The organism is Paenibacillus mucilaginosus 3016 (assembly GCF_000250655.1).
In the GTDB taxonomy this organism is placed as follows: Bacteria; Bacillota; Bacilli; order Paenibacillales; family NBRC-103111; genus Paenibacillus_G; species Paenibacillus_G mucilaginosus.
In genome coordinates this window covers 7,100,307-7,125,452 of sequence record NC_016935.1, presented here as the reverse complement: position 1 = coordinate 7,125,452, position 25,146 = coordinate 7,100,307, and the positions used below count along the sequence as shown (strand labels likewise).

Below are 25,146 nucleotides of genomic sequence, written 5' to 3'. Positions count from 1 at the left end.
ACCGGCCGCGCGAAACGGCAGTTTCGGCGGCCTTTATCAATGGGCCGAGAGCCGAACGAAATAAAGAGTTCGAACCTGAATCTCACGGAGGAGGGGCCCCATGACGGATGGACGTGACAAGCAGACCGAGGCCGCAGAACGCCTGGCGCTCGCCGGCGGACTCGCACTCGCGGTGTTGAAGGCTGCGGCCGGGATGGCGGCAGGCAGTAAAGCATTGATTGCCGAAGGGCTTCATTCGGCCGCCGGATCGCTTGGCTCACTTGCCTCGCTGATCGGCCTGCGGGCCGCAGAGGACCCGGACAGCGGCAGGCTCCGGGCGGTTTCGTCGATCGTGCTCTCCGTGCTTCTGCTTGTCATGGGGATCGAGACGGGGATCACGTCTCTGAAGACGATCCTATCCGGTACCGTGGAGGCACCGGAGCGTTATGCACTTATCGTTCTTGTTGTAACCGTGATTGCAGGGGAAGCCATCTATCAGTTCAGGCTGCGTCCGGGAACGGGGACCGCTCCAGGAGAGCAGCTCTACGGCGGGGCCGGTGTTCACCGGTCCGGTCTCTACGCCGCAATGGCGGCCCTGGTAGGGATCGGCGGAGCCATCCTGGGGGATTACCTGGGAAATAATTTGTTGTATTATCTCGATCCCGCGGCAGGAATCGTGATAGCCGTACTGATTCTGCGGATGGGCTATTTGACGGTGATAGAGTCCGTTGTCCGCAGTCTTGAAAAGGTGCTGGGCAGAGAAGATGCGGCCGATCTGATCGAAACCGTGCAGCGCGTGAAGGGTGTCATTGCGGTAGATGATCTGCAGGCCAGGGAGCTGGGCCACTACGTGATCGTGGACGTGCGGATCAGCGTGAATCCGCGCATCACCATTCAAGAGGGCCATGAGATTGCGAGAATTGTCAAACAGACGCTGATGAAGCGGTTCAGTCATATTACGGAAGTGCTGACACAGGTAAGTCCCTATGACCCGGGCTATCCGTACAAGGGAGCAAGCCGGGATCACGACGACGTGCCGACACTTCTGCATTAACGGAATCATTCCGTATTAGGATGGCCCGGCTGCCCAAGGCATGCCGGGAGAGGAGGAAAGGCAAGCATGCTACAAGCCAAGGCAAGATGGAACATCGGGGAAGCGGAAGAATCGGCGGTGAAGGCCCTCTCGCAGCAGCTGGGTCTCTCACCGCTGCTTTCGCGTCTTCTGGTGGTTCGGGGAATGACAGACACCGGGCATGCTGCCGAATTTTTGGATGGGGGAGCGGATCACATTCACGATCCGTTCCTTTTGGATGGAATGGAACGTGCGGTCGGGCGGATCCGCCGGGCGCTGGAGACCGGGGAGCGAATCCGGATCTACGGGGACTACGACGCCGACGGAGTCAGCTCCACGACGCTGATGGTCTACCTGCTCCGGCAGCTGGAGTGTACGTTCGATTATTATATCCCCCACCGGGTCACCGAGGGGTACGGTCTGAACAACGGGGCGATCGATGAAGCCCACCGGCAGGGCGTCGGACTGATCATTACCGTGGATACGGGGATCAGCGCCGTGGAAGAGATCGCGCATGCGGCTTCTCTGGGCATGGATGTGATTGTCACAGACCACCACGAGCCGCCGGAGGTGCTGCCGGAAGCGTACACGCTCATCAACCCGAAGAAGCCGGGCTGTCCTTATCCGTACAAGCACTTGGCCGGTGTGGGGGTAGCGCTGAAGCTGGCGCAGGCGCTGCTCGGCCGCTGGCCGGAGGAGCTCCTGCCGTATGCGGCGATCGGCACGGTCGCCGACCTCATGCCGCTCACGGAAGAGAACCGGATCATCGTAAAGCGGGGCATCGAGCAGATGCGCTCCACGTCGAACTGCGGCATCAAGGCGCTCCTGGCCGTGGCCGGCATACCGGTGCGCGAGGTGAATTCGACGCATATCGGCTTTGCGCTGGGCCCGCGGATCAACGCAAGCGGGAGGCTGCTCAGCGCCGATACGGCGGTGAAGCTGCTGACGACGGAGGACGAACGGGAAGCCGAACGGCTGGCTCAGGAGCTAGACCTGCTGAACAAGGAGCGGCAGCGAATCGTGGACGAGATGGCCAAGGAGGCGTTCGCCTTGGTTGAGCGCCAGCGGGAGAAGTCCGGCTCACTCCCCAAAGCGATCGTGCTCGCCCAGGAGAACTGGAACGTCGGGGTCATCGGGATCGTCGCCTCCAAGATCGTGGACCGGTATTACCGGCCGACGGTGATTCTCGGAATCGACAAGGAGAGCGGGATGGCCAAAGGCTCCGCCCGGTCGATCGCCGGCTTCGACATGCACAAGGCGCTGACCCACTGCGCCGACCTCATGGATCATTACGGCGGGCACCAGATGGCCGCCGGCATGACCTTGAGCCGGGAGAACCTGGGCGAATTCGCACGGAGGCTCGATACCCTGGCGGAGGAGTGGCTGCAACCGCAGGACTTCGTGCCGCTGCTGCAGGCTGACGCCGAGTGCGAATTCAGCGAGATCAGCCTCGAGAGCATTCTCGATCTCGAGAAGCTGGGGCCGTTCGGGACGGGCAATCCGTCACCGAGGTTCGTGTTCCGCGGGCTGAAGCTCAGCGACCTGCGGACGATGGGCAAGGAGCAGCAGCACCTCAAGCTCTCATTGAAGGGGGCGGGGGAGACAGCGGCCGCCCTGGAGGCCGTGGCCTTCAACAAGGGGGCGCTGAGCGATTGGATTACACCTAGCGCCCGGATCGATCTGCTCGGGGAGCTGTCCGTGAACGAATGGAACGGCGTCCGCCGTCCGCAGATTCTGCTGCAGGATCTGCAGGTGACGGACCTCCAGCTCTTCGACTGGCGGGGAACGCCCAAGCCGGAGCGCAGGGTGGCTGAGCTGTGCGAGCGGCTCCAGCTTCGTCCGCAGGGCCATGACCACCTTCCGGCGGCGGTGGTCGTGTTCCGCTCCTGGATCCCGCCGGAGCTGAAGGAAGCCGCCCGGGGCTGCGCTCTCTGGTACTGCGATCTGGAGGGGCATCTGCATCCCGCGGCGGCCTGAGCGGAAGCCTGCCGCTCCATGAGGCCCGGGACATCGTGCTGTATCACCTGCCGGAGCGGCTCGAACAGCTCCATGCGGTTGCCGTGCAGGCCGGTGCCGCGGAGCGGTATTACGCGGCTTGGGGCGGCGCGGAAGCAAACGATGCCGCCCTGCTGCCGGACCGTGCGGAGTTCAAGGCGGTCTACGGCGCACTCGCCGGGGCCGGGTCCGGCGGCAGCACGGTACAGGGCATCGGCGCCAGGACCCGTCTGGACCCCGCCGTGGTCCGCTTCATCCTGGACGTCTTCACGGAGCTTGGGTTCGTGGAAGCGTCGGGGGAGGCCTACCGCCTCCTTCCGGCCGTCGAGAAGAAGGATCTGACGGCATCCCTGCTCTACCGCAGCCGGATGAATCACAAGGAACTAGAAGAACGACTGCTTTACACCACAGCAAGAGAGCTGCTGGGCACCCTGGTGTCCGAGGCTCATAACACAACCACATTAATGGAGGGAATCCTATGAATTTCAAAGAATATATCCGCGTGATCGAAGACTTCCCGCAGCCGGGCATCTCGTTCAAAGACATTACGACCCTGCTTGCCGACGGCAAAGTCTACAGTGAAGTGATCCGTGAGCTGGCCAAGCGTCTGGAAGGACAGCAGATCGACCTCATCGCAGGTCCCGAAGCGAGAGGCTTCGTCATCGGCGCTCCGCTGGCCGTAGCCCTTGGCGTCGGCTTCGTGCCGATCCGCAAGAGCGGCAAGCTGCCGAGCAATACGATCGAAGCGGATTATGCTCTCGAATACGGCAAGGACAAGCTGGCGATGCACGACGACGCCATCAAGCCCGGTCAGAAGGTGCTGATCGCCGACGATCTGCTGGCTACCGGCGGAACGATCGCGACATCGATCAACCTGGTGAAACAGCTTGGAGGCGAAGTCGTGGGAGCGGCTTTCCTGATCGAGCTTCAGGAGTTGAACGGCCGGGATCGCCTGGACGGCATCGACGTCATCTCGCTCGTACAGTACTAATCCATCGACGCATCACGAAGAACAGGGCGGCCCTTCAGGGCCGCCCTGTTTGTGCAGAGGCATATATGGCATTCGCGAGTCGGGGCTTTACGGCTTGTGGACGGTCTTGACATGGTCCATATGCATGAATACCGACGCGCCGCCCGAGGTGATGAGTTCGACAATGGGGGCGTCCGCCGACTTCAGCAGCCCAATATGGCTCTGCCTTTCGCCCAGATTCAGCACGATGAATTCGCCTTCGAGCTTCTTGAGCTGCTGGTCCATCGTCCGTGCCAGCGGCATGGTGTTCGGAGCGACGGGAAAAGCGGCCGGATTCATGGAATAGGGCGTCACGTTGGGCCCGTAGGGAATAAGCGTCTTGAGATGACGCATCGAGACCAGGATCGTGTGATAGACCGGGGATTGAAAGGCAAAGAAGTCGGTCATGAGAGAGGTGATGTAGCCGTGAATCGACTGCTGGCCGGTAATATAAATCTCGCTGAAAATGCCCTTCGCATTCATCAGAACCTTGCGGTAAGAAAGGTCGGGTGCAGCCTCCCAGGAGATCGAGGACAGGTTCGAATCCTCTCCTGCCGAGACCTGCGCCAGGGAGAACTCCTGCAGATGCAGAGCAGGGACATAATGAAAGCGTCTGCCGTCATGCACGACGAGGATATCGCTGCCCATGTCGACCAGAATGCCGCGGACCGGCTCTTTCTTGCCGGATATACACAATTCGACGGGGCGGTTCAGATAGGAGCGCATCGCTGACAATGGGTACACCTCCTTCCGGATGGCATGAAGAGAAAAAAAGCCCCATGGATGTCAAGGAACACAGCGCATCTCCATGGGGCATATGGCGGTAAGGATTACCGAAGGGGCCGTCCCTTACGGAAGAAGGGGAGGCATTCCGTTTAGCGGCGTGCGGAACGTTTCAGGCTGTATACCGGCGTTTTGAAGGATTTGCTGCGCGAGATGGCGTTAGCGTTCGCTTTCTTTTGGCCGCCGCTGCTGGAGTTTCCTTTGCCGCTGCGGTTGCCGCCGCTGTTGGCATTGCGCTGCCCGCCTTGAGCCTGGTTTTGACCTTGTGCTTGGTTCTGACCTTGGTTTTGACCTTGATTTTGGCCTTGATTTTGACCTTGTTTCTGCCCCTGGTTTTTGTTCTGACCGCTGCGGTTGCCGCTCCGGGAGCCGAGGGTCACGCTCTTAATATGAAAGAGAGGAATGCGGACAATCTCTCTGTTGACGATAAGGAACAGGAAATCCTGGCTAACGTCCGAGATGACGCCTTCGATTTTCTCCGGACCGCCGCGGTTGATCTGCACGAACTGGTGGCGGAGCTGCTGGAGCACAGCTGGGAAGGAACCGGCAGAGACATAGGCAGGTGTCGTACCGCTGCGGCTGCCGCTGCGGTTACCGCTGCTGTTGCCGCGGGGCGCATCGCTGATGCTTTTGATGTGGGCTGCATTCACATAAACCAGCCCGTCCTTCGTTTTCAATACGAGATACCCGTGCCTGGCGGCAAGCAGCTTGCCGGTAATCGCGTCGGGACCTCCACGGTTAATGCGGACCTCGGATCCGATCAGTGTGCTAAGCGGGTTGTTGTAAGCCATTTGAACATTCCCCTCTCATGAATGAATAATCAGGTTGTACTTCGCAAAACAGATAATGAAGAAACAAGCTGGACTGGCAACTGGACACTGGCAACTGGCATCGGGCTGAACCGGTGAACCCTGCCGCACGGGCACCGACCACCTCCCTTCATGTGTCGATGGGGTTGATTTGTAAGATATGTATATGTATAACGCAGGGTTTGGTATGGTCTGGAATCTAGTTTTCTTGCAATTTCCACATCTATCATGAGCAGGGGGACAATCGTTCGGTAGATAGGAAAGAACAAGGGCAGAAGCCGGATTTTGGCGGTATTGACGGTTGTCCCTTACCTCTTGGCAGCGTTCTACATATCTTGAATTATCTCTATTAAGAGGAGGTAGTTTGAGAGATGCGTCATGAAGAGCAGGGGACGAATGCGGCCAGTGTGCAGGGAGATTGCCATTGCGGAGAGAACCAAGGAAACCGTACGCAGGGCAGCCGCACACAGGGCAACCGCACACAAGGCAGCCGTTCGGGCAGAAAAGGCTCGAAGGGGAACCGTACGCAGGGCAACCGTACGCAAGGCAACCGCACCCAGGGGAACCGGACAGCAGGTAACCGTACAGGCGGAAAAGGCTCGAAGGGGAACCGTACGCAGGGCAACCGCACCCAGGGGAACCGGACAGCAGGCAGCCGGACAGGCGGAAAAGGCTCGAAGGGGAACCGCACGAGAGGCGGCCGCACAGGCGGAGGCCAAACCTGCTGAGGCACCCGTGACAAAGGGCGGATATCCCCGCAGGACAACGGCCGTCGCCCCGGCCTCCCACCCGGCATAAGGTAATGTAGCACAAAAAGCCTATCCGATACGGATAGGCTTTTTGCTTGCAGCGGAGGCCTGGACAGTGCCTTCCGCTCATCGGACGGGAGGGACGGAAGAGCGATGGCTGCGGAACTGCCGGTGCGGCATCTGGTGATTGGTGAAGATCAGCTGAAGCAGCTGGAGAAGGACGTGTGGAGCGACAGGTTTGTGAGCTGCCGGCTTGCATCGGGACGGGGGAGGTCAAGCGCAAAGGTGCGCTACCGCGGCGGACATACGCGCAGCTACCCCAAACGTTCCTATGAAGTGGTCTGCGGGGGCAGGACTTACCATTATAATGCGGAATTCGATGACCCATCGCTCATCCGCAATGCGCTGTCATTTCATTTCTTTGAATCGATCGGGGTTCCGAGCCCGAAGACGCAGCATGTGCATCTGATGTTGAACGGCCAGAGCCTCGGAGTGTATCTGGAGATCGAAGGAGTGGAGAGACCCTTTTTCCGCAAGCGGGGGATCGGGGTGCAGTCCCTGTTCTATGCCGTGAACGACGATGCCAACTTCGGTCTGAAGGCCACGGATTCCTCCCGCCGCAAGACCTCCTTGTACTCGGGATACCAGCAGATGATGGGAGTGCCGGCCGAACGTCAGCGTCTTGTGCTGTTCATCCGCCGCTTGAATGCCGGGGGGATGGCCGGCTCGAAGGAGCTGCACCGGTACCTGGCGCAGCGGCTGAATATCGACAACTATCTCCGCTGGCTGGCGGGGGCCGTGCTCACCGGCAATTACGACGGCTTCGACCAGAACTATGCGCTGTACCGGCACAAGCCTAGCGGCAGGTACCGGATCATCCCCTGGGATTACGAAGGGACCTGGGGACGCAACTGCTATGGCCGGGACTGCGGCAGCGACCTGGTGCGGATCCGGGGCTACAACAAGCTGACGGAGCGGCTTCTCGGGAACGCGTCGGTGCGCAGGCAGTATAAGCTGCTGCTGCAGCGTCTGCTGCGGACGGCGTTCACGGTGAACCGGGTTCTGCCCGTCGCCGAGCGGATGCATGCGCAGATCCGTCCGTATGTCTACCGCGACACGCAGCGCAAATGGAGCTTCTCCACCTTCGACGGCGAGCCGGAGTTTATCCGACGGTACATCGAAGAGCGCCGCAAGCTGATCGCTGAAGGTCTCAAGGAGCTCTGAGCCATGGAAGCCGGGCGGCCCGGGAGAAGGCCAGGCCGTTTTTTCCGGGTTCAGGAAGCGCTGACTTTTCCCGTAAGGGCTGCGGCTTGGGAAGACAGACCGCGCAATATGTCGGTTCTTCCCGCATATTCTTGACGCCGGGCCCTCATCGGGGGCATAATGGATTAAAATCGATTTAAGGGAATGGATGAACGGATGGGGATAGAGCAGCTTCTTGAGAAGGCATCCAGTTATGTGAAGGAACAAGATCTCAAACGAATCCGGGAAGCCTACGAATTTGCCGATCAGGCCCACTTCGGGCAGGTCCGCAAGTCCGGGGAGCCTTACATATTGCATCCGCTTGCGGTAGCGGAAATTCTCGTGAACATGCAGATGGACACCACGTCAATCATTGCTGCGCTGCTCCATGACGTGGTGGAGGATACGACGGTATCCCTCGAGACCGTGCATGAGAAGTTCGGTGCGACCTGTGCCATGATCGTGGACGGACTGACGAAGCTCGAGAAGATCAAGTTCAAGAGCAAGGAAGAGCACCAGAATGAGAATTACCGCAAAATGTTCGTGGCGATGGCCCAGGATATCCGCGTCATTCTCATCAAGCTGGCGGACCGGCTGCACAATATGCGCACCCTGAAGCACCAATCGGAAGAGGCGCAGCGGCGGATCGCCGACGAGACCCTGGAGATCTTCTGTCCGATCGCCCACCGGCTCGGGATCTCGGCCATCAAGTGGGAGATGGAGGACATTGCGCTTCGTTATCTGAACCCGCAGCAGTACTACCGGATCGTGAATCTCATGCAGAAGAAGCGGACGGAGCGGGAGCAGTATATTAACGATGTCATCACGAATGTGAAGGAGAAGCTTCACGAGATGGGCATCGACGGGGACATCTCCGGCCGGCCGAAGCATATCTACAGTATCTATAAGAAGATGACCGTGCGCAGCAAGCAGTTCAACGAGATCTACGACCTGCTGGCCCTTCGGATCATCGTCGACAATATCAAGGACTGCTATGCGACCCTCGGGATCATCCACACGCTGTGGAAGCCGATGCCCGGGCGGTTCAAGGACTATATCGCCATGCCGAAGCCGAACATGTACCAGTCGCTCCATACGACGGTCATCGGCCCCAAGGGCGAGCCATTGGAAGTGCAGATCCGTACCTTCGAGATGCACCGGACGAGCGAGTACGGGGTGGCGGCGCACTGGGCATATAAGGAAGGCACGAATGTGCCGACGGGCAGCTACGAGGACAAGATGCATTTTATCCGCGAGATCATCGAGCTGCAGAACGAGGCCCAGGATGCCCAGGAGTTCGTGGAATCGCTCAAAATGGACTTTTTCTCCGACCTGGTGTTCGTGTTTACGCCTAAGGGGGAAGTGATCGAGCTGCCGGTCGGTTCCGTGCCGCTGGACTTCGCCTACCGGATTCACACGGAAGTCGGCAACCGGACGATCGGCGCCAAGGTGAACGGCCGTATCGTGCCGCTCGACCACCGGCTCAAGACCGGGGATATCGTTGAGATCCTAACCTCGAAGCATTCGTACGGACCGAGCCAGGATTGGGTGAAGATCGCACAATCCTCCCATGCCCGCACGAAGATCCGCCAGTGGTTCAAGAAGGAACGCCGTGAGGAGAACGTCGTCAAGGGCAAGGAGATGATCGAGCGCGAGCTGAAGCGGCTCGGCTACGATGTCTCTCCGCTGATGAAGGAAGACGAACTGATGGAGGTTGCCCGCAAGTTCAACTTCCAGGAAGTCGAAGATATGCTGTCCGCGGTCGGGTTCGGCGGGATCACCGCCGCCCAGATCGTCACACGCCTGACGGAGAAGCTCCGCAAGGAAGCGGAGGAAGCGCAGGCGCAGGCGATGCAGCTGACCTCCGAAGTCAAGGAAATGAAGGCTCCGGACAAGGAGCGCAGGGGACGTCCGACCGGCGGCGTCCGGGTCAAGGGAGTGGACAACCTGCTCATCCGTTTTGCGCGCTGCTGCAATCCGGTGCCGGGCGATGCCATTATCGGCTATATCACCCGGGGACGCGGGGTCTCCGTCCACCGGCTCGACTGTACGAATATCCCTTCACCCGAATGCAGCGATGAAGGGAACCGCGTGATTGAAGTGGAATGGGTGGACGATGTCGAGGCGAACTACAACGTCGAGATCGAGATCACGGGGCATGACCGGCGGGGGCTGCTCAATGAAGTGCTGCAGGTCGTCTCGGAATGCAAGACGATCATCTCGGCAGTATCGGGGCGCTCCGACAAGAACAAGATGGTGACGATCCATATGACCATTCTCATCCGCAACATCGATCATCTGCACTCCGTTGTGGAGAAGATCAAGCGGGTGAAGGATGTGTATTCGGTACAGCGCATCATGCAGGCGTAAGCCGATGCGGAATACGAAACAGAAGCGGGGCTCATAACGATGAAAGTGGTGCTTCAGCGCAGCAAAGAAGCGCGTGTGACGGTAGAGGGTGCGGCGGTGGGCCGCATTGAGCACGGGCTCGTGCTGCTCGTCGGCATTGCCCATGAGGATACCGAAGCGGATGCGAAGTATCTCGCGGACAAGATCGCGGGGCTGCGCATTTTTGAAGATGAGGACGGCAAAATGAACCGTTCGGTGCTGGAGACCGGTGGACAGATACTCTCCGTGTCCCAGTTCACGCTGTACGGCGACTGCCGCAAAGGCAGACGCCCGAATTTCATGGGGGCGGCGAGACCGGAGCATGCGGAGCCTCTGTACGAGCGGTTCAACGGCATGCTGCGCGAGCTCGGGCTGACCGTGGAGACGGGCAGGTTCGGCGCGATGATGGACGTGTCGCTCGTTAACGACGGGCCGGTAACGCTGATCCTCGAGAGCAATCCGGCCTGATCCGGTTGGAACCGCGGTTTGCGGGGCACAATGGGAAGATGAGGGAGTCGACTCCCGGATCAACCCAAAGGAGCCTGAACCGCCATGTACCGTTCCACGAAGGAAGTACTCGCCGCCCAGCCGGATCAGCTGCTGGGCCACGGCAGCCCGGCCGAAGCGATGGCCCTGCTGTCAGCGGAGCGGGCGGACAGCTCGCTGCTCAGCTTCTATACCTCGGACAGCGAGCAGCGCAAGCGGACGCCCCGCAAACCCTACCGGTAAGCTTTGGCAGACCGCTTTCGGCACGATCCGGAAGCGGTCTGTTTGTTTTACCTCCCTTGGGTGAATGTGCTACACTGATTGACGGTGTAGATTTGGAGGGAGAGGTGAACGGAAGGAAGAAACGGAAAGGGAACAAGGAGCGTAATACCGTAACGGGACAAAATCAGGTCAGGTCACTACGACTCCTGCTGTAGAGAGCGATTAGCGAAAGCGGAGGGCCTGCGGCAGGTCCGATTCCATGATTCGGATTCATTCATCGGACTTGCAGGACCGGGAGGCAGAGCTGCCGGGCCTAACGGACAAGCCCGCCTAACATAGGGATACCTATTGTCAACTGAAGCATGTCCTTATTGATTTTTTACTATTTTTGAAGACGAGGTGTATTATGGCATCGAACAGGAAAGGGGCCGGAGGTGCAAGCTCCAAGGGCTATATGCTGCTGGCGGTCCTGCTGCTGGTGATTGCGGCGGGAGCGTACGGGCTGCACAGGTGGACGAAGAATACGAATCACAGTGCGGGAGTCAAACCGGGTGCGGTTCAGCAGCTGGAGAAGGTGAAAACGGTGTCGAAGCCGCAGGAGAGCTACGATGTGATCGTCGCAGGAACGGATCCGGAAGGCGTGGCGGCCGCGGTATCGGCTGCGAAGAACGGCCAGCGGACGCTGCTCGTCGACGGGCACAACCGGGAGATTCTGGGCGGACTCATGACGCTCGGCTGGCTGAACTCGCTGGATATGAATTACGGGCCGGGAGAAGGCGTGCTCCACCAGAGGGAGCTTCTGAACAAGGGGCTGTTCTCGGCCTGGTACAGCCAGATCGAGGGCGACTCCTTCGATGTGGTCACAGCGGCTAACGCGTTCAACAAGATGGTGGCGGCAGAGAAGAATATCGATGTGCTGCTGAAGGTGAAGTCCATGGAGCCGGTTGTCGAGAAGGGGGATACGGCCTCCCTGGTGAAGGGGATGAAGCTGACCCTGGAAGACGGCAGCGAAGTCACCGTCAGCGCGAAGTCGGTTATCGATGCGACGCAGGACGCGGATATCGCGGCTGCCGCAGGCGTGCCTTATACAACGGGCCGGGAAGACCTCGGGGACAAAAAGTCCCGGATGGCCGTTACGCTCGTATTCCGCCTGAAGAACGTGACGCCGGACGTATGGGCGAAGATGCGCCAGCGGGCGGAGCAGGATAATGACGAAGGCACAGGCTCCAACGAGATGAGCATCTGGGGCTATAAGGATATGAAGGACTACCCGGCGGTCAACAAAGAGCGGATCCGCATGCGCGGGCTCAATATCGGCCGTCAGAACGACAATACGATCCTGATCAACGCGCTGCAGATCTTCGGCGTCGACGGGACCGATCCGAAATCGAAGGAAGAGGCCTTCGAGCTGGCCAAGGCGGAGCTGCCGCATGTGGTTGACCACATGAAGAAGCAGTATCCGGAGCTGGCAGGCATCGAGCTGGATGCCACCGCGCCCGAGCTCTATGTTCGCGAAACGCGGCACATCCAGGGCGAATACCGCCTGAGCATCGTGGACGTGCTTGAGAACCGCGACCAGTGGGACCGCGTCGCCTTCGGCTCGTACCCGGTGGATATCCAGCGCATGTCGCCGGCGGATACGGGGGCGGTCGTGACCGTGCCGAAGCAGTATGCCGTACCGTTCCGCAGCATCGTGCCGCTGAAGGTGGACGGGCTGCTTGTGGTCGGACGCGCCGCTTCCTATGATTCGCTGCCACACGGCACCGCGCGGGTCATTCCGGTCGGCATGGCGGCGGCGGAGGCGGCCGGTGCGGCCGCCAAGATTGCGGCGGACGGCAAGATGACCTTCCGCCAGATGGCCGCCAATAAGGAAAGCATTGCGGCGCTTCACGAGACGCTGAAAAAGCAGGGCATGGCTCTGGATTCATACACGCTGAAGCCGGAGCCGTTCATGGAGCACAAAGCGTATGAAGGCTTGAAGGTCGCCGTTACGCTCGGGCTGGCAACCGGAGGCTACAACAACGACTTCGGGCTGGACGGCAAGAGCAACCAGCAGCGGTTCGTGAACCAGCTGGAAGGCTTCCGCAAGTTCAAGCCGGCTGCTCTGACCGGCAGCCCCGCCGGCGCGCTGGCGAAGGGCTCCGATCCGAAGAGCCTGCCGCTGACGCTGGATACGGCGGCCCACATGATTGCACTGCTCGTCAAGGCGGAAGCGGGAGCGGAGAACGCTGTCTCGGTGCTGACCGAGCGCGGACTCCTGAAGGCGGAGACGCTGGAGGCCATCGCCAATAAGGATGAGCTGACCAACGGGGATACCTATCTTCTGATCCGGGACGTATATAACGCGGTCAAAGCGGAATCCTAGTAGTCTGGGAAGATCTGAGCTGGAACGAGATGGGACCCGCTTGGCATTGCCTGCATAACGCTTGCCGTGTTCAGGAGAAGCTGCGGCTTGCTCCTCCGCCCGGATTCTCCGGGCGCCTGGGTCTTGACTTCCGGCGAAGAGATCATTACAATGAGTGTTAACCATTGCCAAAACATGTCGATCCAATGATGGGACAGAGTAGTACGAACCTTGCGTATACCAGAGAGGGAAGCCGCCGGCTGCAAGCTTCCTTGCGCGAATCGCACGAAGAGACCTCCCGGAGGACGGTCGGGGAACTCCGCCGTACCGAGCTGGCGCCTAACTAACGCCCGCTTCAGTACCGGACAGTAGCCGAACGCGCAGGCGGGCGTTATCCGCATGAAGTGTGAAAGAGAAGCAGATCGTTTCCATCCGTGGAGCGGGTCCGTGCGCTTTCAAATCGTGGGTGGTACCGCGGGAGACTTGCTTGAAGCTCAATCTCTCGTCCCTGAATTTGTTCAGGGGCGGGAGTTTTTTTGTTTTTGTCTAAAGAAACAGGTGAGCAGGAAGGGAAAGGAGTCAGCGCTACAGATGAGTATTCAGAAACCGAAGGGCACGCAGGATCTGCTGCCCGGAGAAATCGAGAAATGGCAGTATGTCGAGAACAAGGCCCGCGAGCTGTGCCGGCGCTTCAACTACAAGGAGATCCGCACGCCGGTCTTCGAGAGCACGGAGCTGTTCCAGCGCGGGGTCGGCGAGACGACGGACATCGTCGAGAAGGAGATGTACACGTTCGTCGATAAGGGCGACCGCAGCATGTCCCTCCGTCCGGAAGGCACGGCGGGCGTCGTGCGCTCGTATGTGGAGAACAAGCTCTACGGCGAGCCGGACGTCACGAAGCTGTATTATATCGGTCCGATGTTCCGCTACGAGCAGCCGCAGGCCGGACGCTACCGCCAGTTCCACCAATTCGGCATCGAGGCGTTCGGCGCCGTCGATCCGGGCATTGATGCGGAGGTAATCGCGCTCGGCTACACGTTCTACAAGGAGCTTGGGCTGAAGGACGTCGTCGTGGAGATCAACTCGGTCGGTACGCCGTCGGTGCGTGCCTCTTACCGCGAGCATATCCAGCGGTTCTTCGCGCCGGTGAAGGATCAGCTCTGCAAGGACTGCCAGTCGCGCTATGACCGCAACCCGATGCGGATTCTAGACTGCAAGATCGACCAGAAATTCTGTGAGGGCGCCCCGACCATCACCGAGCACCTGGATGAAGAATGCACCGTGCACTTCCAGGCGGTGCAGGATTACCTGACGGCGATGGAGATTCCGTACCGCCTCAACCCGAGACTGGTCCGCGGCCTGGATTACTACACCCACACCGCGTTCGAGTACAAAGCGGGCGGGATCGGCGCCATCGATACGATCGGCGGCGGCGGCCGATACAACGGCCTCGTCGGCCAGATCGCCGGCGGCAATAACGACAAGCCGGGCGTGGGCCTTGGCCTCGGCATGGAGCGCATCCTGCTGGTGCTGGCGGCGCAGGGCGTGGAGATTCCGGCAGCGAAGCCGCTGGACGTCTACCTGATCGGCCTTGGCGAAGCCGCCGACAAGGAGTGCGTCCGCCTGCTGCAGCAGGTGCGTCTCGCCGGACTGAGCGGCGAGAAGGATTACCTGAGCCGCAAGATGAAGGCCCAGATGAAATCGGCGGACCGCCAGGCGGCAGCCTTCGTGGCCATCCTTGGCGACGACGAGCTTGCGAGAGGCGAGATCAGCGTGAAGAGCATGCTGACCGGCGAACAAGAGACGTTACCGCTATCCGGCTTCGTGCAGACCCTGGCGGACCGGATCCGGAATGTATAGATTGTCCCATACCGAATAACACTTGGAGGTAGAATCAACCATGTCTACAATGCTCAAAACCCATCAATGCGGCTCCCTGACGAAAGCGAACGTCGGCGAGACCGTGACCCTGAACGGCTGGGTGCAGCGCCGCCGTGACCTCGGCGGAGTCCTGTTCATCGACCTGCGCGACCGCAGCGGCCTGGTCCAGATCGTATTCAACCCGGCTTTCTCCGGCGAAGCCCTCGCGGTAGCCGACCGTGCGCGCAACGAGTATGTGCTCGCGGTACGCGGTAAAGTCGTCGAGCGTGACGCGGAGACGGTGAACCCGAACCTGCCGACCGGCGAGATCGAAGTGCAGATCACCGAGATCGAGATCATGAACCAGGCGAAGAACCCGCCGTTCTTCATCGAAGACGGCATCGAGATCGATGAATCGCTCCGCCTGAAGTACCGCTACCTCGACCTGCGCCGTCCGGAGATGCAGCGTACCCTGATGCTCCGTTCGAAGGCGGCCAAAGTGTTCCGCGACTACCTCGACGAGAACGGCTTTATCGATGTCGAGACGCCGATCCTGACGAAGAGCTCGCCGGAAGGCGCGCGCGACTACCTCGTGCCGAGTCGTGTGCACCCGGGCGAATTCTTCGCGCTGCCGCAGTCGCCGCAGATCTACAAGCAGCTGCTGATGGTGGCCGGCCTCGAGCGCTACTACCAGATCGCCCGCTGCTTCCGCGACGAGGACCTTCGCGCCGACCGCCAGCCGGAGTTCACGCAGGTGGACATCGAGACGTCGTTCCTGTCCCAGGACCAGCTCCTCGATCTGATGGAGAAGCTTGTGGTCCGCTTGTTCCGCGAGACGGCGAACGTCGAGATCCCTACGCCATTCCAGCGCATCTCCTATGCGGACGCGATGAGCAAGTACGGCTCCGACAAGCCGGACCTGCGCTTCGGCCTCGAGCTGAAGGACGTATCGGACATTGTGAAGAGCTCGGGTGTGCAGGTGTTTGCCAGCGTCGTATCGAAGGGCGGCCAAGTCAAGGCGCTCAACGCCAAGGGCTGCGGTACGTGGAGCCGCAAGGAGATCGACGATCTCGGCGTCTATGCGGCCCGCTACGGGGCCAAAGGCCTGGCGTGGATGACCTACAAGGAAGGCGAGCTCAAAGGCCCGATCGTGAAGTTCTTCACGCCGGAAGAGCTCGAAGCCCTGAAGTCGCACCTGGAAGTGGAAGAAGGCGACCTGCTTCTCTTCTCCGCCGACACGAAGAAAGTCGTGGCGGACGTGCTTGGCAACCTGCGTCTGAAGATCGGCCGCCAGCTGGGCCTCATCGACGACAGTGTGTTCAAGTTCGCTTGGGTCGTCGACTTCCCGCTCCTCGGCTACGACGAAGAACAGAAGCGTTATGTGGCGGAGCACCATCCGTTCACCCGTCCGAAGGATGAAGACCTTCACTTCTTCGACACGGACCCGGGCCAAATCCGCGCGCAGGCGTATGACCTCGTGCTCAACGGCTATGAAGTGGGCGGCGGCTCCATGCGGATCTACCAGCGTGACGTGCAGGAGAAGATGTTCGCCGCACTCGGCTTCTCCCCGGAGGAAGCGAAGGAGCAGTTCGGCTACCTCCTCGACGCCTTCGAGTACGGTACGCCTCCGCACGGCGGAATGGCCTACGGCTTCGACCGCCTGGTGATGCTGATCGCCGGCCGCACGAACCTGCGTGAGACGATCGCCTTCCCTAAGACGGCGAGCGCAACGGACCTTCTGATGAATGCGCCAAGCGCAGTAGACGACAAGCAGCTTGAGCAGCTGTCGATCCGTACGGCCGTGAAGCAGCCTGCGCCGAAATAAGCGACCGACACGAAAAGGAGTGTGTTCCGCCATGCTGAACCAGTTCTCCCGCACGGAACTCGCCATCGGCCCGGAAGGGCTGCAAGTGATGAAAAACAGCACGGTAGCGGTGCTCGGCATCGGTGGCGTCGGTTCGATCGCCGCCGAGGCGCTGGCCCGCACCGGCGTGGGCCGGCTCGTCCTGATCGACAAGGACGTCGTCGACATCACGAATGTGAACCGCCAGATCCACGCGCTGACCACGACCGTCGGCCAGCCGAAGGTCGACCTGATGCGCGACCGGATTCTGCAGATCAACCCGGAGTGCGAGGTCATCGCTCTTCGGATGTTCTATACGGAAGAGACGTACGAGGAGCTGTTCAAGTACCCGCTCGATTATGTGCTTGACGCCTCCGATACGATCTCGTACAAGATTCACCTGATCAAGCAGTGCCTGCGCCGCAAGATCAAGATGATCTCCAGCATGGGCGCGGCCAACAAGATGGATCCGACCAAGTTCCAGGTCGCCGACATCTCCAAGACGTCGGTGGATCCCCTGGCCCGGGTCATCCGTCACAAGCTGCGCAGCGAAGGCATCAAGAAGGGGGTCAAGGTCGTCTTCTCTACGGAGGAACCGATCAAGCCCCGTCAGGATGTCACGCAGAAGATCGTGCCGGAGAATGCGCCGGAGATCCGCAAGGCGAAGCAGCCGCCGGCAAGCAATGCCTTCGTGCCTCCGGTAGCCGGGCTCATCATGGTCAGTGTCGCGGTACGCGATCTGCTGAACAAGGCAGGCATCAAGGCCTGACCGGATGAAGATGAGCATGGCCCCAGCATTACCGGGCCTAGAGCATTGAAATGGAAACACACCCTGCTGTCCACGGACGACAGGGTGTGTTTTTCTGTATACAGCCAAAAGGGTGGGGGAAAGAATGCTGCAGACCGGAGTCCGAGGATCTATCGGGAGGCTCGGAGGAGAGGGGCTGTCCGCTGCCGTTGTAATTCGCGCTATGGGGTTTATAATGGAGGAAGGGGGTTGTTCCACTTGCGGATCCCCCCTGGCATACATCCCAAGCGGAATAAGGTTGTGACATATATGGATTTGTTCACCATGGCGGCGGAGCAGAGCCCGGAAGGCCGGCTGCTGGCTGACCGGATGCGTCCCCGCACCCTGGAAGAATATATTGGGCAGGAACAGATCGTAGGCCCGGGCAAGCTCCTGCGGCGGGCGATCGAAGCGGACCAGGTAACCTCCATTCTCCTCTACGGGCCGCCGGGTACGGGCAAGACGACACTGGCGGGGATCATCTCGCACCGGACCTCGGGCATCTTCGTGAAGCTGAACGCGGTGGATGCCGGAGTCAAAGACGTACGGGAAGTGATCGATCAGGCGAAGCAGAACCGGTCTCTCTACGGCAAAAAAACCATCCTGTTCCTCGACGAGGTTCACCGGTTCAACACGTCGAGACAAGACGCCCTGCTGCCGGCGGTCGAACAGGGGATCATCATCTTCATCGGCGCGACGACGGAGAACCCGTTTCACCATGTGAACGGGGCGCTTCTGTCGCGCTCCACGCTGTTCCAGCTCCAGCCGCTCACGCATGAGCATTCCCTCCTCGCGATGCGGAGGGCGCTGGAGGATACGGAGCGGGGGCTCGGGTTCCTGCCCGTGAAGGCGGACGGAGAGGCGCTGAACCATCTGTCCAAAATGGCGGGAGGAGACATCCGACGGGCGCTTAATGCGCTCGAGCTCGCGGCCATGACGACCCCGCCGGAGCGGGACGGCACGATCCGCATCACGCTCGAGGTGGCGGAGGAGTCGATCCGCCGGCCGACGCTGAAGGCCGACGAGTCCACGCAGTACGACGTCCTCTCGGCCTTCCACAAGAGCCTGCGGGGCTCCAGCGATGCGGCGCTGTTCTGGTTCATCTATGCGGTCGAGCAGCTCGGCATGGATCCGATGACCTTCCTGCGCCGGCTCATCGTCATGTGCAGCGAGGACATCGGACTCGCGAACCCGCAGGCGATGTTGCAGGCCGTGACGGCCATGGATGCGTACCACAAGATCGGCTGGCCCGAATCGAAGTATGTCGTGGCGCAGGCGATCCTCTTCGCGGTCGAGAGCCCGAAGTCGGACGCGATCCCGCAGGCGCTCGGCCGGGTAGGCCAGGCCATCGAACGGCTGCGCAGCGCGGAGGTGCCGCTGCATCTGCGCGACGGGCACTACGCGGGTGCGGAGAAGCTGGGCCACAAGGGCTACCTGTATCCGCACAATTACCCGAACCACTACGTGGAGCAGCAGTACCTGCCCGATCCGATCCGCACCGCCCGGTTCTACGAGGCGACGAACCAGGGGATGGAGGACAAGATCCGGCAGAACCAGGAGAAGCGTCACGGGGCTTCGCGCAAATCGTAGACAGGGGCTGGGTCGCTTGAGGAGATCGGCGCGCGGTGCTGAGCGGCTGTACGTAGAGGAGCCGGCTTATGCGGAGGCGGTTGTATTTAAAGGAGCGGGGCTCTTGCGGGAGCGGCAGTAGGGGGGCTCCTTCGCATTTTTTTCGCTGTGCTGGAAATAGCGGAACTCCGATTCGTTATGTACTACTTTCCTTGTGCTATTTTCTGAATAGAGGAACTGAGGTTCGCTATTTGCTGCCGTTTGGAGATCTGGCAGTGAAAAAGAAGCACATAGAGCATCTGAGTTCCGCTATTCTCCGGGAAATGATGGGAAATGAGCGGAAATGAGCGGATAAGGCATCCTGGTTCCCCTATTTGTATCGACCTGCTTCCAGCGGGACCGTTTCCGTTTTCTCCCTGCGTTATCCTTCGGGTCTAGTGAGGCGGGCAGGGGCGGCGGAGTCGGATCTTGTTCCTTTTATTGCTGATCCTTGGATCCGTGGGTAAGGTGGCAGTTCGTGCTTGGAGCATATGAGGCCATGGCCCGCTTCTATTGTGGGGAACCGCACCCATTAAGGGCCGGCGGACTGCTGCTTGACCGCCTTGCAGCCAAAGGGTCCCTGAGGAAGGCTCGTCTGCTCAGGGTGAGTCGGGAGTAAGGCGAGGCCGATTGGAAATGAAGTGAATACATGGAACACCCAGACCGTCCGCAACCACTCGGATGGTTTTTTATTTTTGTAAAGCCCTATTCGAACATCTTTTTCCATTGGGCTCGAAAAGAAGGATTCCGGGTTCACTAGAGAGAAATCTAAAGAAGTTTATATTTATATGAAATTTATGATTGACAACTCCGGGGTATAAATAATAATATTAATTTATTAATACATATATTAATCAATTTTCCTCGGGAGGGACACAACCCATCATGGCCGATCAGAAAAAAGCGACAATGGTAGTGGATAAAGAGTTCATCATCAGCGAAATTGACAAGCGGATCTATGGCTCTTTCATTGAGCACCTGGGCCGTGCCGTATACGGCGGGATTTATGAGCAGGACCATGCGACGGCCGACGAGCAGGGCTTCCGGCAGGACGTCCTCGACCTGGTACGGGAACTGCAGGTTCCGATCGTGCGCTACCCGGGCGGTAACTTTGTATCCGGATACAATTGGGAGGATGGCGTAGGTCCGGTCGACCAGCGTCCGCGCCGTCTGGATCTCGCGTGGAGGACCGTCGAGCCGAACTGGATCGGCACGAACGAGTTCGCAGACTGGTGCCGCAAGGCCGGCACGGAGATCAACATGGCCGTGAACCTCGGTACCCGCGGTCCGGAAGAAGCGCGTCAGCTGCTCGAATACTGCAACCATCCGGGCGGCTCGTACTTCAGTGACCTGCGTATCTCGCACGGCTACAAGACCCCGCACAACATCAAGACCTGGTGTCTCGGCAACGAGATGGACGGCCCTTGGCAGATGGGCAGCAAGACGGCGGCGGAGTACGGCCGTATTGCAGCGGAAACCGGCCGCATGATGAAGATGTACGACTCTTCGCTGGAGCTCGTCGCCTGCGGAAGCTCGAACCGCGGCATGCCGACCTTCGCCGAGTGGGAGGCTACGGTGCTGGACCTGTCCTATGAGCATGTGGACTTCATCTCCCTCCACACCTATTACGGCAACAAGGAGAATGATCCGGGCAACTACCTGGCCCGCTCGCTCGATATGGATGCGTTCATCGAATCCGTTGTGGCGATCGCCGACTACATCAAGGCGAAGCACCGCAGCAAGAAGACGATCAACCTGTCCTTCGACGAATGGAACGTATGGTACCACTCCCACGAGTCCGACAAGAAGCTGGAGCCTTGGACGATCGCGCCTCCGCAGCTCGAGGACCACTACAACTTCGAAGATGCGCTGCTTGTCGGCTGCTTGCTGATCTCCCTGCTCAAGCATGCCGACCGCGTGAAGATCGCGTGCCTGGCGCAGCTCGTGAACGTCATCGCTCCAATCATGACCGAGACGGGCGGCGGCGCCTGGAAGCAGACGATCTTCTACCCGTACATGCACGCTTCCGTCTACGGCCGCGGCGTATCGTTGAAGCCGGTTATCCGTTCGTCGAAGTACGACAGCAAGGACTTCACGGATGTGCCGCACCTCGAGTCCGCCGTCACGTACAACGAAGAAGAAGGTACGCTGACCATCTTCGCCGTCAACCGTGACCTGTCCGACGCGCTGGAGCTCGACTGCGATCTGCGCCAGTTCGAGGGCTACGGCGTAGTGGAGCACATCGTGCTGGAGCATGACGATCTGAAGGCAGCCAATACGCTGCAGGAAGAAAGAGTGAAGCCGCACACCGGCGGCTCCGCGAAGCTCGACGGCGGCCGCTTGTCCGCAAGACTCGGCAAGGCGTCCTGGAACGTAATCCGCCTCGCCAAGCAGGCGTAATCCTTATAACCTAAGAACACCCCAAGGCCATGAACATCGGCTTTGGGGTGTTTCATTTGCAGGAGACCGAGCCGTACCTGTCCCAATTGTGCGAAAACAGGCATATTGGAACAAGGTTCGCGCTTATATTGTATTAAGACTGCCGCAGGAATAGTCCTCAGCTGGCGCGGCTGAAGCGTTAAAATCTCGTTAAGCCGGGGGGAGGTGCGCCTGTCCGCCCCGTCCGGGCGGATGGGTGGTATGGGTGAGTAGCGATCCGTTGACGCTGGTGATTGACGTAAGTCTGGTGCTGCTTCTGGTGCTCTTGAACGGTTTTTTCGTTGCCGCCGAATTCGCGATGGTCAAGGTCTCGACCTCCAGGCTGGAGGTGCTGGCCGGAACCGGCTCGCGCAGAGCACGGTTCGCCCAGGGAGTGGTGGGCAATCTAGACGCCTATCTGTCGGCCTGCCAATTGGGCATCACGCTGACATCACTGGGGCTCGGATGGCTGGGCGAGCCGGTGGTGGCCGCGATGCTCGAACCCCTGCTCGCGCCTCTCGGTCTGCCGGAGCGTCTGGTGCAGACGATCTCGTTCGTGATTGCCTTCACGGTCATTACGGTGTTCCATATTACGCTGGGCGAACAGTTCCCGAAGACCTATGCGATCCGCAAGTCCGAGCAGGTCACGCTGCTGTCTTCGATCCTGCTGACGGGATTTTATAAGCTCATGTATCCTTTCATCTGGTTCCTGAACGGTGCCTCCGGCGTGCTGCTGCGTCTGGCGGGGATCCGGCCTACGGACCATCATACCCTCGCCCATACGGAAGACGAGATCCGCGTGCTCATGAAGGAAAGCTCCCGAAGCGGCCATATCGATGCCGCGGAGCTGACGCTGATGGATAATATATTTGATTTTGCCGATACGCATGCCCGGGAGATCATGATTCCGCGGACGGAGATGGTCTGCCTGTATGCCTTCCGCTCCTACGAGGAGAACAAGCGGACAGCGATCAGCGAGATGCATACCCGGTATCCCGTCTGCGATCCCGACAAAGACAATGTGACCGGTTTCGTGCATATCAAGGACCTGCTGAAGGCGGATGGAGAGGCTCCCGACCTGCAGAGCGTCATGCGTCCGATCCTCAAGGTGCCGGAGTCGATGCAGATCAGCGCCCTGCTCAAGCTCATGCAGAAGATGAAGTCCCAGATGGCGCTGCTCATCGACGAATATGGCGGCACTTCAGGGCTCGTCACCTTCGAGGACATTATCGAGGAGATTGTCGGGGAGATTCAGGACGAATTCGACGAAGAGCGCCCCCAGATCGAACGCAGGGACGAAGAGACCCACTCGATCGACGGCCGGCTGCTGATCGAAGAGGTGAATTCCTATTTCGGGCTGAACATCGAGTCCGATAATTTCGATACGATCGGCGGGTGGATCTACTCCCAGGTGGAGATGCCGCCGAAGAAGCACCAGGCCGTGAACTGGAATGACCAAGCGGAGTTTCAAATCGAGGAGATGGACCACCTGCGCATCTCGCGTATTCTGGTGAAGCGCCGCGGAAGGGACCGCAGGGAGCCGCCGCTGTCGGGCAGGGGGTAGAGGCTGGGTCATCGAAACGGAGCCCGCACAAAAAAGGACAAAGCCCGCAGCCGAAGCTGCTTGCTTTGTCCTTTTGGTATGCCTGGCGGCAGTACCGGTTCATTCAGCTGTCAGCGCTTGGCCGAAGCCTTGGCTTTGGGCGCCGCCGGAGCTTTCGGCGTGGCCGCGGCCTCGTCCAGCATAACCAGCTTGTCGATCGTTGCACCGCCCAGGCACTCCTCACCGTCGTAGAACACGACTGCCTGGCCCGGCGTGATCGCCTTCTGCGGCTGGTCGAACACTACCTCGGCCGTGCCGTCCGGACCGAAGGTCAGCGTGACGCCCTGGTCGGGCTGGCGGTAGCGGAACTTCGCTGTGCAGCGCAGAGGCGCCGCCGGAGTCTCGCCGCTGATCCAGTTGAGATCGGTGGCGAGCAGTCCCTTCGTGTACAGGGCCGGATGCTTCTCGCCCTGCACCACGTAGAGGATGTTGCGCTCCAGATCCTTGCCGGCGACGAACCAAGGCTCGCCGCTGCCGGAGCCGCCGATGCCAAGACCCGAACGCTGGCCGAGGGTGTAGTACATCAGGCCGTCGTGGCGGCCCTTCACTTCGCCCTCGAGCGTGCGCATGTCGCCCGGCTTGGCCGGCAGGTACCCGCTCAGGAATTCCTTGAAGTTGCGCTCGCCGATGAAGCAGACGCCCGTACTGTCCTTCTTCTTCGCGGTAGCCAGCCCGGCCTTCTCCGCGATCGCGCGGACTTCCGGCTTCGGCAGGTGGCCGATCGGGAACATCGCCTTCGAGAGCTGATATTGGTTCAGCGCGTTCAGGAAGTACGTCTGATCCTTGTTCCCGTCGACGCCGCGCAGGAGGCGGTGTTTGCCGTCCGTATGCTCGACGCGGGCATAGTGGCCCGTGGCGATATAGTCGGCGCCGAGCTCGAGCGCCTTGTTCAGGAACTCGCCGAACTTGATCTCTCGGTTGCACATGACGTCGGGATTCGGCGTGCGGCCCTTGCGGTATTCGTCGAGGAAGTAGGCGAATACCTTGTCCATGTATGGTTTTTCAAAATTTACCGTATAATAGGGGATGCCGATCTGGTCGCAGACGCGGCGCACATCTTCCGCATCCTCTTCGGCGGTGCAGTGGCCGAATTCATCGGTGTCGTCCCAGTTCTTCATGAACACCCCGATGACATCGTAGCCCTGCTCCTTCAGCAGAAGAGCCGCTACCGAAGAGTCGACGCCGCCGGACATGCCCAGTACGACGCGTGTTTTGTGATTCATGTTCATTACCTCGCTTTGCTGTACAATCCGTACATCTGTTTCCCATTATACACGGGAAGGGCCCAAGCTCCAAAGCGGAAAAAATTTTCAACAATATGTCACGGAATTTCTCCCATAATAGAAGGTTTTATGTTACCATAGAAACGATACACTAATGTATGGATTGTCGGGAAGTGCCGGCTCTGCCGGTGGTCTGACTGCAGTCCGTCCGAGGCGAGTTTTTGTTCCGGCTTGTGATTTCATGGACCGTAAGAAACTTGCACTTTTTGAAACCAAAACGAGGTGCTTTGAATTGAAGATTTCCACCAAAGGCCGCTACGGGCTTACCATCATGATGGAGCTGGCGACAAAGTTCGGAGAAGGCCCTACCTCACTCAAAAGCATCGCGGAAAAGCATCAGCTCTCGGAGCACTACCTCGAGCAATTGGTCGCGCCTCTGCGTAATGCGGGACTGGTGAAAAGCATCCGCGGCGCATACGGCGGCTACATCCTGTCCAAAACGCCGGAAGAGATTTCCGCCGGCGACGTGATCCGGGTGCTCGAAGGGCCGATCTCGCCCGTAGACTTTACGGAAGAGGACGACCCGGCGAAGAGACACCTGTGGATGCGAATCCGTGACGGAATCGCGGAAGTGCTCGATTCAACCACCCTGGCTGATCTTATCTCATTCAAGGATGAGGGCAGCGGCGACAGCTATATGTTCTATATCTAGGAATGAACTCTTCA

20 protein-coding genes are annotated in these 25,146 nt (G+C 59.7%); 17 read left to right on the top strand and 3 right to left on the bottom strand.

Annotated features, from left to right (window positions below):
* Nucleotides 1-100 precede the first annotated feature (100 nt).
* The 4 genes from PM3016_RS29320 (at nucleotide 101) to PM3016_RS29305 (ending at nucleotide 4,037) form a co-directional block, all read left to right on the top strand.
* The gene (locus tag PM3016_RS29320; protein WP_014371937.1) at nucleotides 101-1,033 is read left to right on the top strand and encodes a cation diffusion facilitator family transporter; all 933 of its coding nucleotides are present in this window, start codon (nucleotides 101-103) and stop codon (nucleotides 1,031-1,033) included.
* A gap of 66 nt (nucleotides 1,034-1,099) precedes the next feature.
* Nucleotides 1,100-3,028 carry a single-stranded-DNA-specific exonuclease RecJ gene (recJ, locus tag PM3016_RS29315; RefSeq protein WP_238540352.1) on the top strand — a complete coding sequence of 643 codons (1,929 nt, stop codon included), beginning with the start codon at nucleotides 1,100-1,102 and terminating at the stop codon, nucleotides 3,026-3,028.
* A 35-nt stretch (nucleotides 3,029-3,063) separates the two neighbouring features.
* The gene (locus tag PM3016_RS40405; protein ID WP_041619292.1) at nucleotides 3,064-3,528 is read left to right on the top strand and encodes a single-stranded-DNA-specific exonuclease C-terminal domain-containing protein; all 465 of its coding nucleotides are present in this window, start codon (nucleotides 3,064-3,066) and stop codon (nucleotides 3,526-3,528) included.
* Nucleotides 3,525-4,037: an adenine phosphoribosyltransferase gene (locus PM3016_RS29305; protein WP_013920068.1), complete on the top strand. Its 513-nt coding sequence runs from the start codon at nucleotides 3,525-3,527 to the stop codon at nucleotides 4,035-4,037. The genes PM3016_RS40405 and PM3016_RS29305 overlap by 4 nt, the downstream gene beginning before the upstream one ends.
* A gap of 87 nt (nucleotides 4,038-4,124) precedes the next feature.
* Here PM3016_RS29305 and PM3016_RS29300 read toward each other — a convergent pair whose 3' ends face one another.
* Together PM3016_RS29300 and PM3016_RS29295 are read right to left on the bottom strand one after the other, a co-directional pair.
* The gene (locus tag PM3016_RS29300) at nucleotides 4,125-4,781 is read right to left on the bottom strand and encodes a hypothetical protein (protein ID WP_014652509.1); all 657 of its coding nucleotides are present in this window, start codon (nucleotides 4,779-4,781) and stop codon (nucleotides 4,125-4,127) included.
* A 149-nt stretch (nucleotides 4,782-4,930) separates the two neighbouring features.
* Nucleotides 4,931-5,629 carry a DUF6897 domain-containing protein gene (locus tag PM3016_RS29295; RefSeq protein WP_013920066.1) on the bottom strand — a complete coding sequence of 233 codons (699 nt, stop codon included), beginning with the start codon at nucleotides 5,627-5,629 and terminating at the stop codon, nucleotides 4,931-4,933.
* A gap of 389 nt (nucleotides 5,630-6,018) precedes the next feature.
* Between PM3016_RS29295 and PM3016_RS29290 the strand changes: the two genes are divergently transcribed.
* From PM3016_RS29290 to PM3016_RS29235, 12 genes are all read left to right on the top strand, one after another.
* Entirely contained in the window at nucleotides 6,019-6,375 is a 357-nt protein-coding gene (locus tag PM3016_RS29290; RefSeq protein WP_014371936.1) for a hypothetical protein, read from the top strand.
* 174 nt (nucleotides 6,376-6,549) lie between these two features.
* Nucleotides 6,550-7,620, top strand: a complete 1,071-nt coding sequence (locus tag PM3016_RS29285; RefSeq protein WP_013920064.1) for a CotH kinase family protein — start codon at nucleotides 6,550-6,552, stop codon at nucleotides 7,618-7,620.
* A 195-nt stretch (nucleotides 7,621-7,815) separates the two neighbouring features.
* A complete protein-coding gene (locus PM3016_RS29280; RefSeq protein ID WP_013920063.1) occupies nucleotides 7,816-10,008 on the top strand; it encodes a RelA/SpoT family protein in 2,193 nt (730 codons plus the stop codon).
* 39 nt (nucleotides 10,009-10,047) lie between these two features.
* Nucleotides 10,048-10,494, top strand: coding sequence for a D-aminoacyl-tRNA deacylase (gene dtd, locus PM3016_RS29275; RefSeq protein ID WP_013920062.1), 447 nt, complete (start codon nucleotides 10,048-10,050; stop codon nucleotides 10,492-10,494).
* Nucleotides 10,495-10,578: 84 nt separating this feature from the next.
* Complete coding sequence (locus PM3016_RS38930; RefSeq protein ID WP_013920061.1) at nucleotides 10,579-10,755, top strand: hypothetical protein; 177 nt, start codon at nucleotides 10,579-10,581, stop codon at nucleotides 10,753-10,755.
* A gap of 385 nt (nucleotides 10,756-11,140) precedes the next feature.
* On the top strand, nucleotides 11,141-13,099 hold the full coding sequence (locus tag PM3016_RS29270) for an FAD-dependent oxidoreductase (RefSeq protein ID WP_014371935.1): 1,959 nt from the start codon (nucleotides 11,141-11,143) through the stop codon (nucleotides 13,097-13,099).
* Nucleotides 13,100-13,669: 570 nt separating this feature from the next.
* Nucleotides 13,670-14,938, top strand: coding sequence for a histidine--tRNA ligase (gene hisS, locus PM3016_RS29260; RefSeq protein WP_013920059.1), 1,269 nt, complete (start codon nucleotides 13,670-13,672; stop codon nucleotides 14,936-14,938).
* Between the two features lie 40 nt (nucleotides 14,939-14,978).
* Complete coding sequence (gene aspS / locus PM3016_RS29255) at nucleotides 14,979-16,763, top strand: aspartate--tRNA ligase (RefSeq protein ID WP_014371934.1); 1,785 nt, start codon at nucleotides 14,979-14,981, stop codon at nucleotides 16,761-16,763.
* Between the two features lie 31 nt (nucleotides 16,764-16,794).
* Complete coding sequence (locus PM3016_RS29250) at nucleotides 16,795-17,550, top strand: tRNA threonylcarbamoyladenosine dehydratase (RefSeq protein ID WP_013920057.1); 756 nt, start codon at nucleotides 16,795-16,797, stop codon at nucleotides 17,548-17,550.
* Nucleotides 17,551-17,838: 288 nt separating this feature from the next.
* Entirely contained in the window at nucleotides 17,839-19,158 is a 1,320-nt protein-coding gene (locus PM3016_RS29245) for a replication-associated recombination protein A (protein ID WP_014652503.1), read from the top strand.
* Nucleotides 19,159-20,061: 903 nt separating this feature from the next.
* On the top strand, nucleotides 20,062-21,576 hold the full coding sequence (gene arfA / locus PM3016_RS29240) for an arabinosylfuranosidase ArfA (RefSeq protein ID WP_013920053.1): 1,515 nt from the start codon (nucleotides 20,062-20,064) through the stop codon (nucleotides 21,574-21,576).
* Between the two features lie 244 nt (nucleotides 21,577-21,820).
* Nucleotides 21,821-23,158 carry a hemolysin family protein gene (locus tag PM3016_RS29235; protein WP_014371932.1) on the top strand — a complete coding sequence of 446 codons (1,338 nt, stop codon included), beginning with the start codon at nucleotides 21,821-21,823 and terminating at the stop codon, nucleotides 23,156-23,158.
* A gap of 110 nt (nucleotides 23,159-23,268) precedes the next feature.
* Here PM3016_RS29235 and mnmA read toward each other — a convergent pair whose 3' ends face one another.
* Nucleotides 23,269-24,426, bottom strand: coding sequence for a tRNA 2-thiouridine(34) synthase MnmA (gene mnmA, locus PM3016_RS29230; protein ID WP_016362939.1), 1,158 nt, complete (start codon nucleotides 24,424-24,426; stop codon nucleotides 23,269-23,271).
* Nucleotides 24,427-24,712: 286 nt separating this feature from the next.
* Here mnmA and cymR point away from each other — a divergent pair, with 286 nt between their 5' ends.
* Nucleotides 24,713-25,132: a cysteine metabolism transcriptional regulator CymR gene (gene cymR / locus PM3016_RS29225; protein ID WP_014371930.1), complete on the top strand. Its 420-nt coding sequence runs from the start codon at nucleotides 24,713-24,715 to the stop codon at nucleotides 25,130-25,132.
* The last annotated feature ends 14 nt before the right edge of the window (nucleotides 25,133-25,146 follow it).

Bases quoted from the DNA above. Each gene is read 5' to 3' on its own strand.
- PM3016_RS29305 (WP_013920068.1), top strand. From the start codon at position 3,525: ATGAATTTCAAAGAATATATCCGCGTGATCGAAGACTTCCCGCAGCCG.
- PM3016_RS29245 (WP_014652503.1), top strand. From the start codon at position 17,839: ATGGATTTGTTCACCATGGCGGCGGAGCAGAGCCCGGAAGGCCGGCTG.
- PM3016_RS29250 (WP_013920057.1), top strand. From the start codon at position 16,795: ATGCTGAACCAGTTCTCCCGCACGGAACTCGCCATCGGCCCGGAAGGG.
- PM3016_RS29280 (WP_013920063.1), top strand. From the start codon at position 7,816: ATGGGGATAGAGCAGCTTCTTGAGAAGGCATCCAGTTATGTGAAGGAA.
- aspS (WP_014371934.1), top strand. From the start codon at position 14,979: ATGTCTACAATGCTCAAAACCCATCAATGCGGCTCCCTGACGAAAGCG.
- PM3016_RS29300 (WP_014652509.1), bottom strand. From the start codon at position 4,781: ATGCGCTCCTATCTGAACCGCCCCGTCGAATTGTGTATATCCGGCAAG.
- dtd (WP_013920062.1), top strand. From the start codon at position 10,048: ATGAAAGTGGTGCTTCAGCGCAGCAAAGAAGCGCGTGTGACGGTAGAG.
- PM3016_RS29290 (WP_014371936.1), top strand. From the start codon at position 6,019: ATGCGTCATGAAGAGCAGGGGACGAATGCGGCCAGTGTGCAGGGAGAT.
- mnmA (WP_016362939.1), bottom strand. From the start codon at position 24,426: ATGAACATGAATCACAAAACACGCGTCGTACTGGGCATGTCCGGCGGC.
- hisS (WP_013920059.1), top strand. From the start codon at position 13,670: ATGAGTATTCAGAAACCGAAGGGCACGCAGGATCTGCTGCCCGGAGAA.
- PM3016_RS29285 (WP_013920064.1), top strand. From the start codon at position 6,550: ATGGCTGCGGAACTGCCGGTGCGGCATCTGGTGATTGGTGAAGATCAG.
- PM3016_RS29295 (WP_013920066.1), bottom strand. From the start codon at position 5,629: ATGGCTTACAACAACCCGCTTAGCACACTGATCGGATCCGAGGTCCGC.
- arfA (WP_013920053.1), top strand. From the start codon at position 20,062: ATGGCCGATCAGAAAAAAGCGACAATGGTAGTGGATAAAGAGTTCATC.
- PM3016_RS38930 (WP_013920061.1), top strand. From the start codon at position 10,579: ATGTACCGTTCCACGAAGGAAGTACTCGCCGCCCAGCCGGATCAGCTG.
- recJ (WP_238540352.1), top strand. From the start codon at position 1,100: ATGCTACAAGCCAAGGCAAGATGGAACATCGGGGAAGCGGAAGAATCG.
- PM3016_RS29320 (WP_014371937.1), top strand. From the start codon at position 101: ATGACGGATGGACGTGACAAGCAGACCGAGGCCGCAGAACGCCTGGCG.
- PM3016_RS29270 (WP_014371935.1), top strand. From the start codon at position 11,141: ATGGCATCGAACAGGAAAGGGGCCGGAGGTGCAAGCTCCAAGGGCTAT.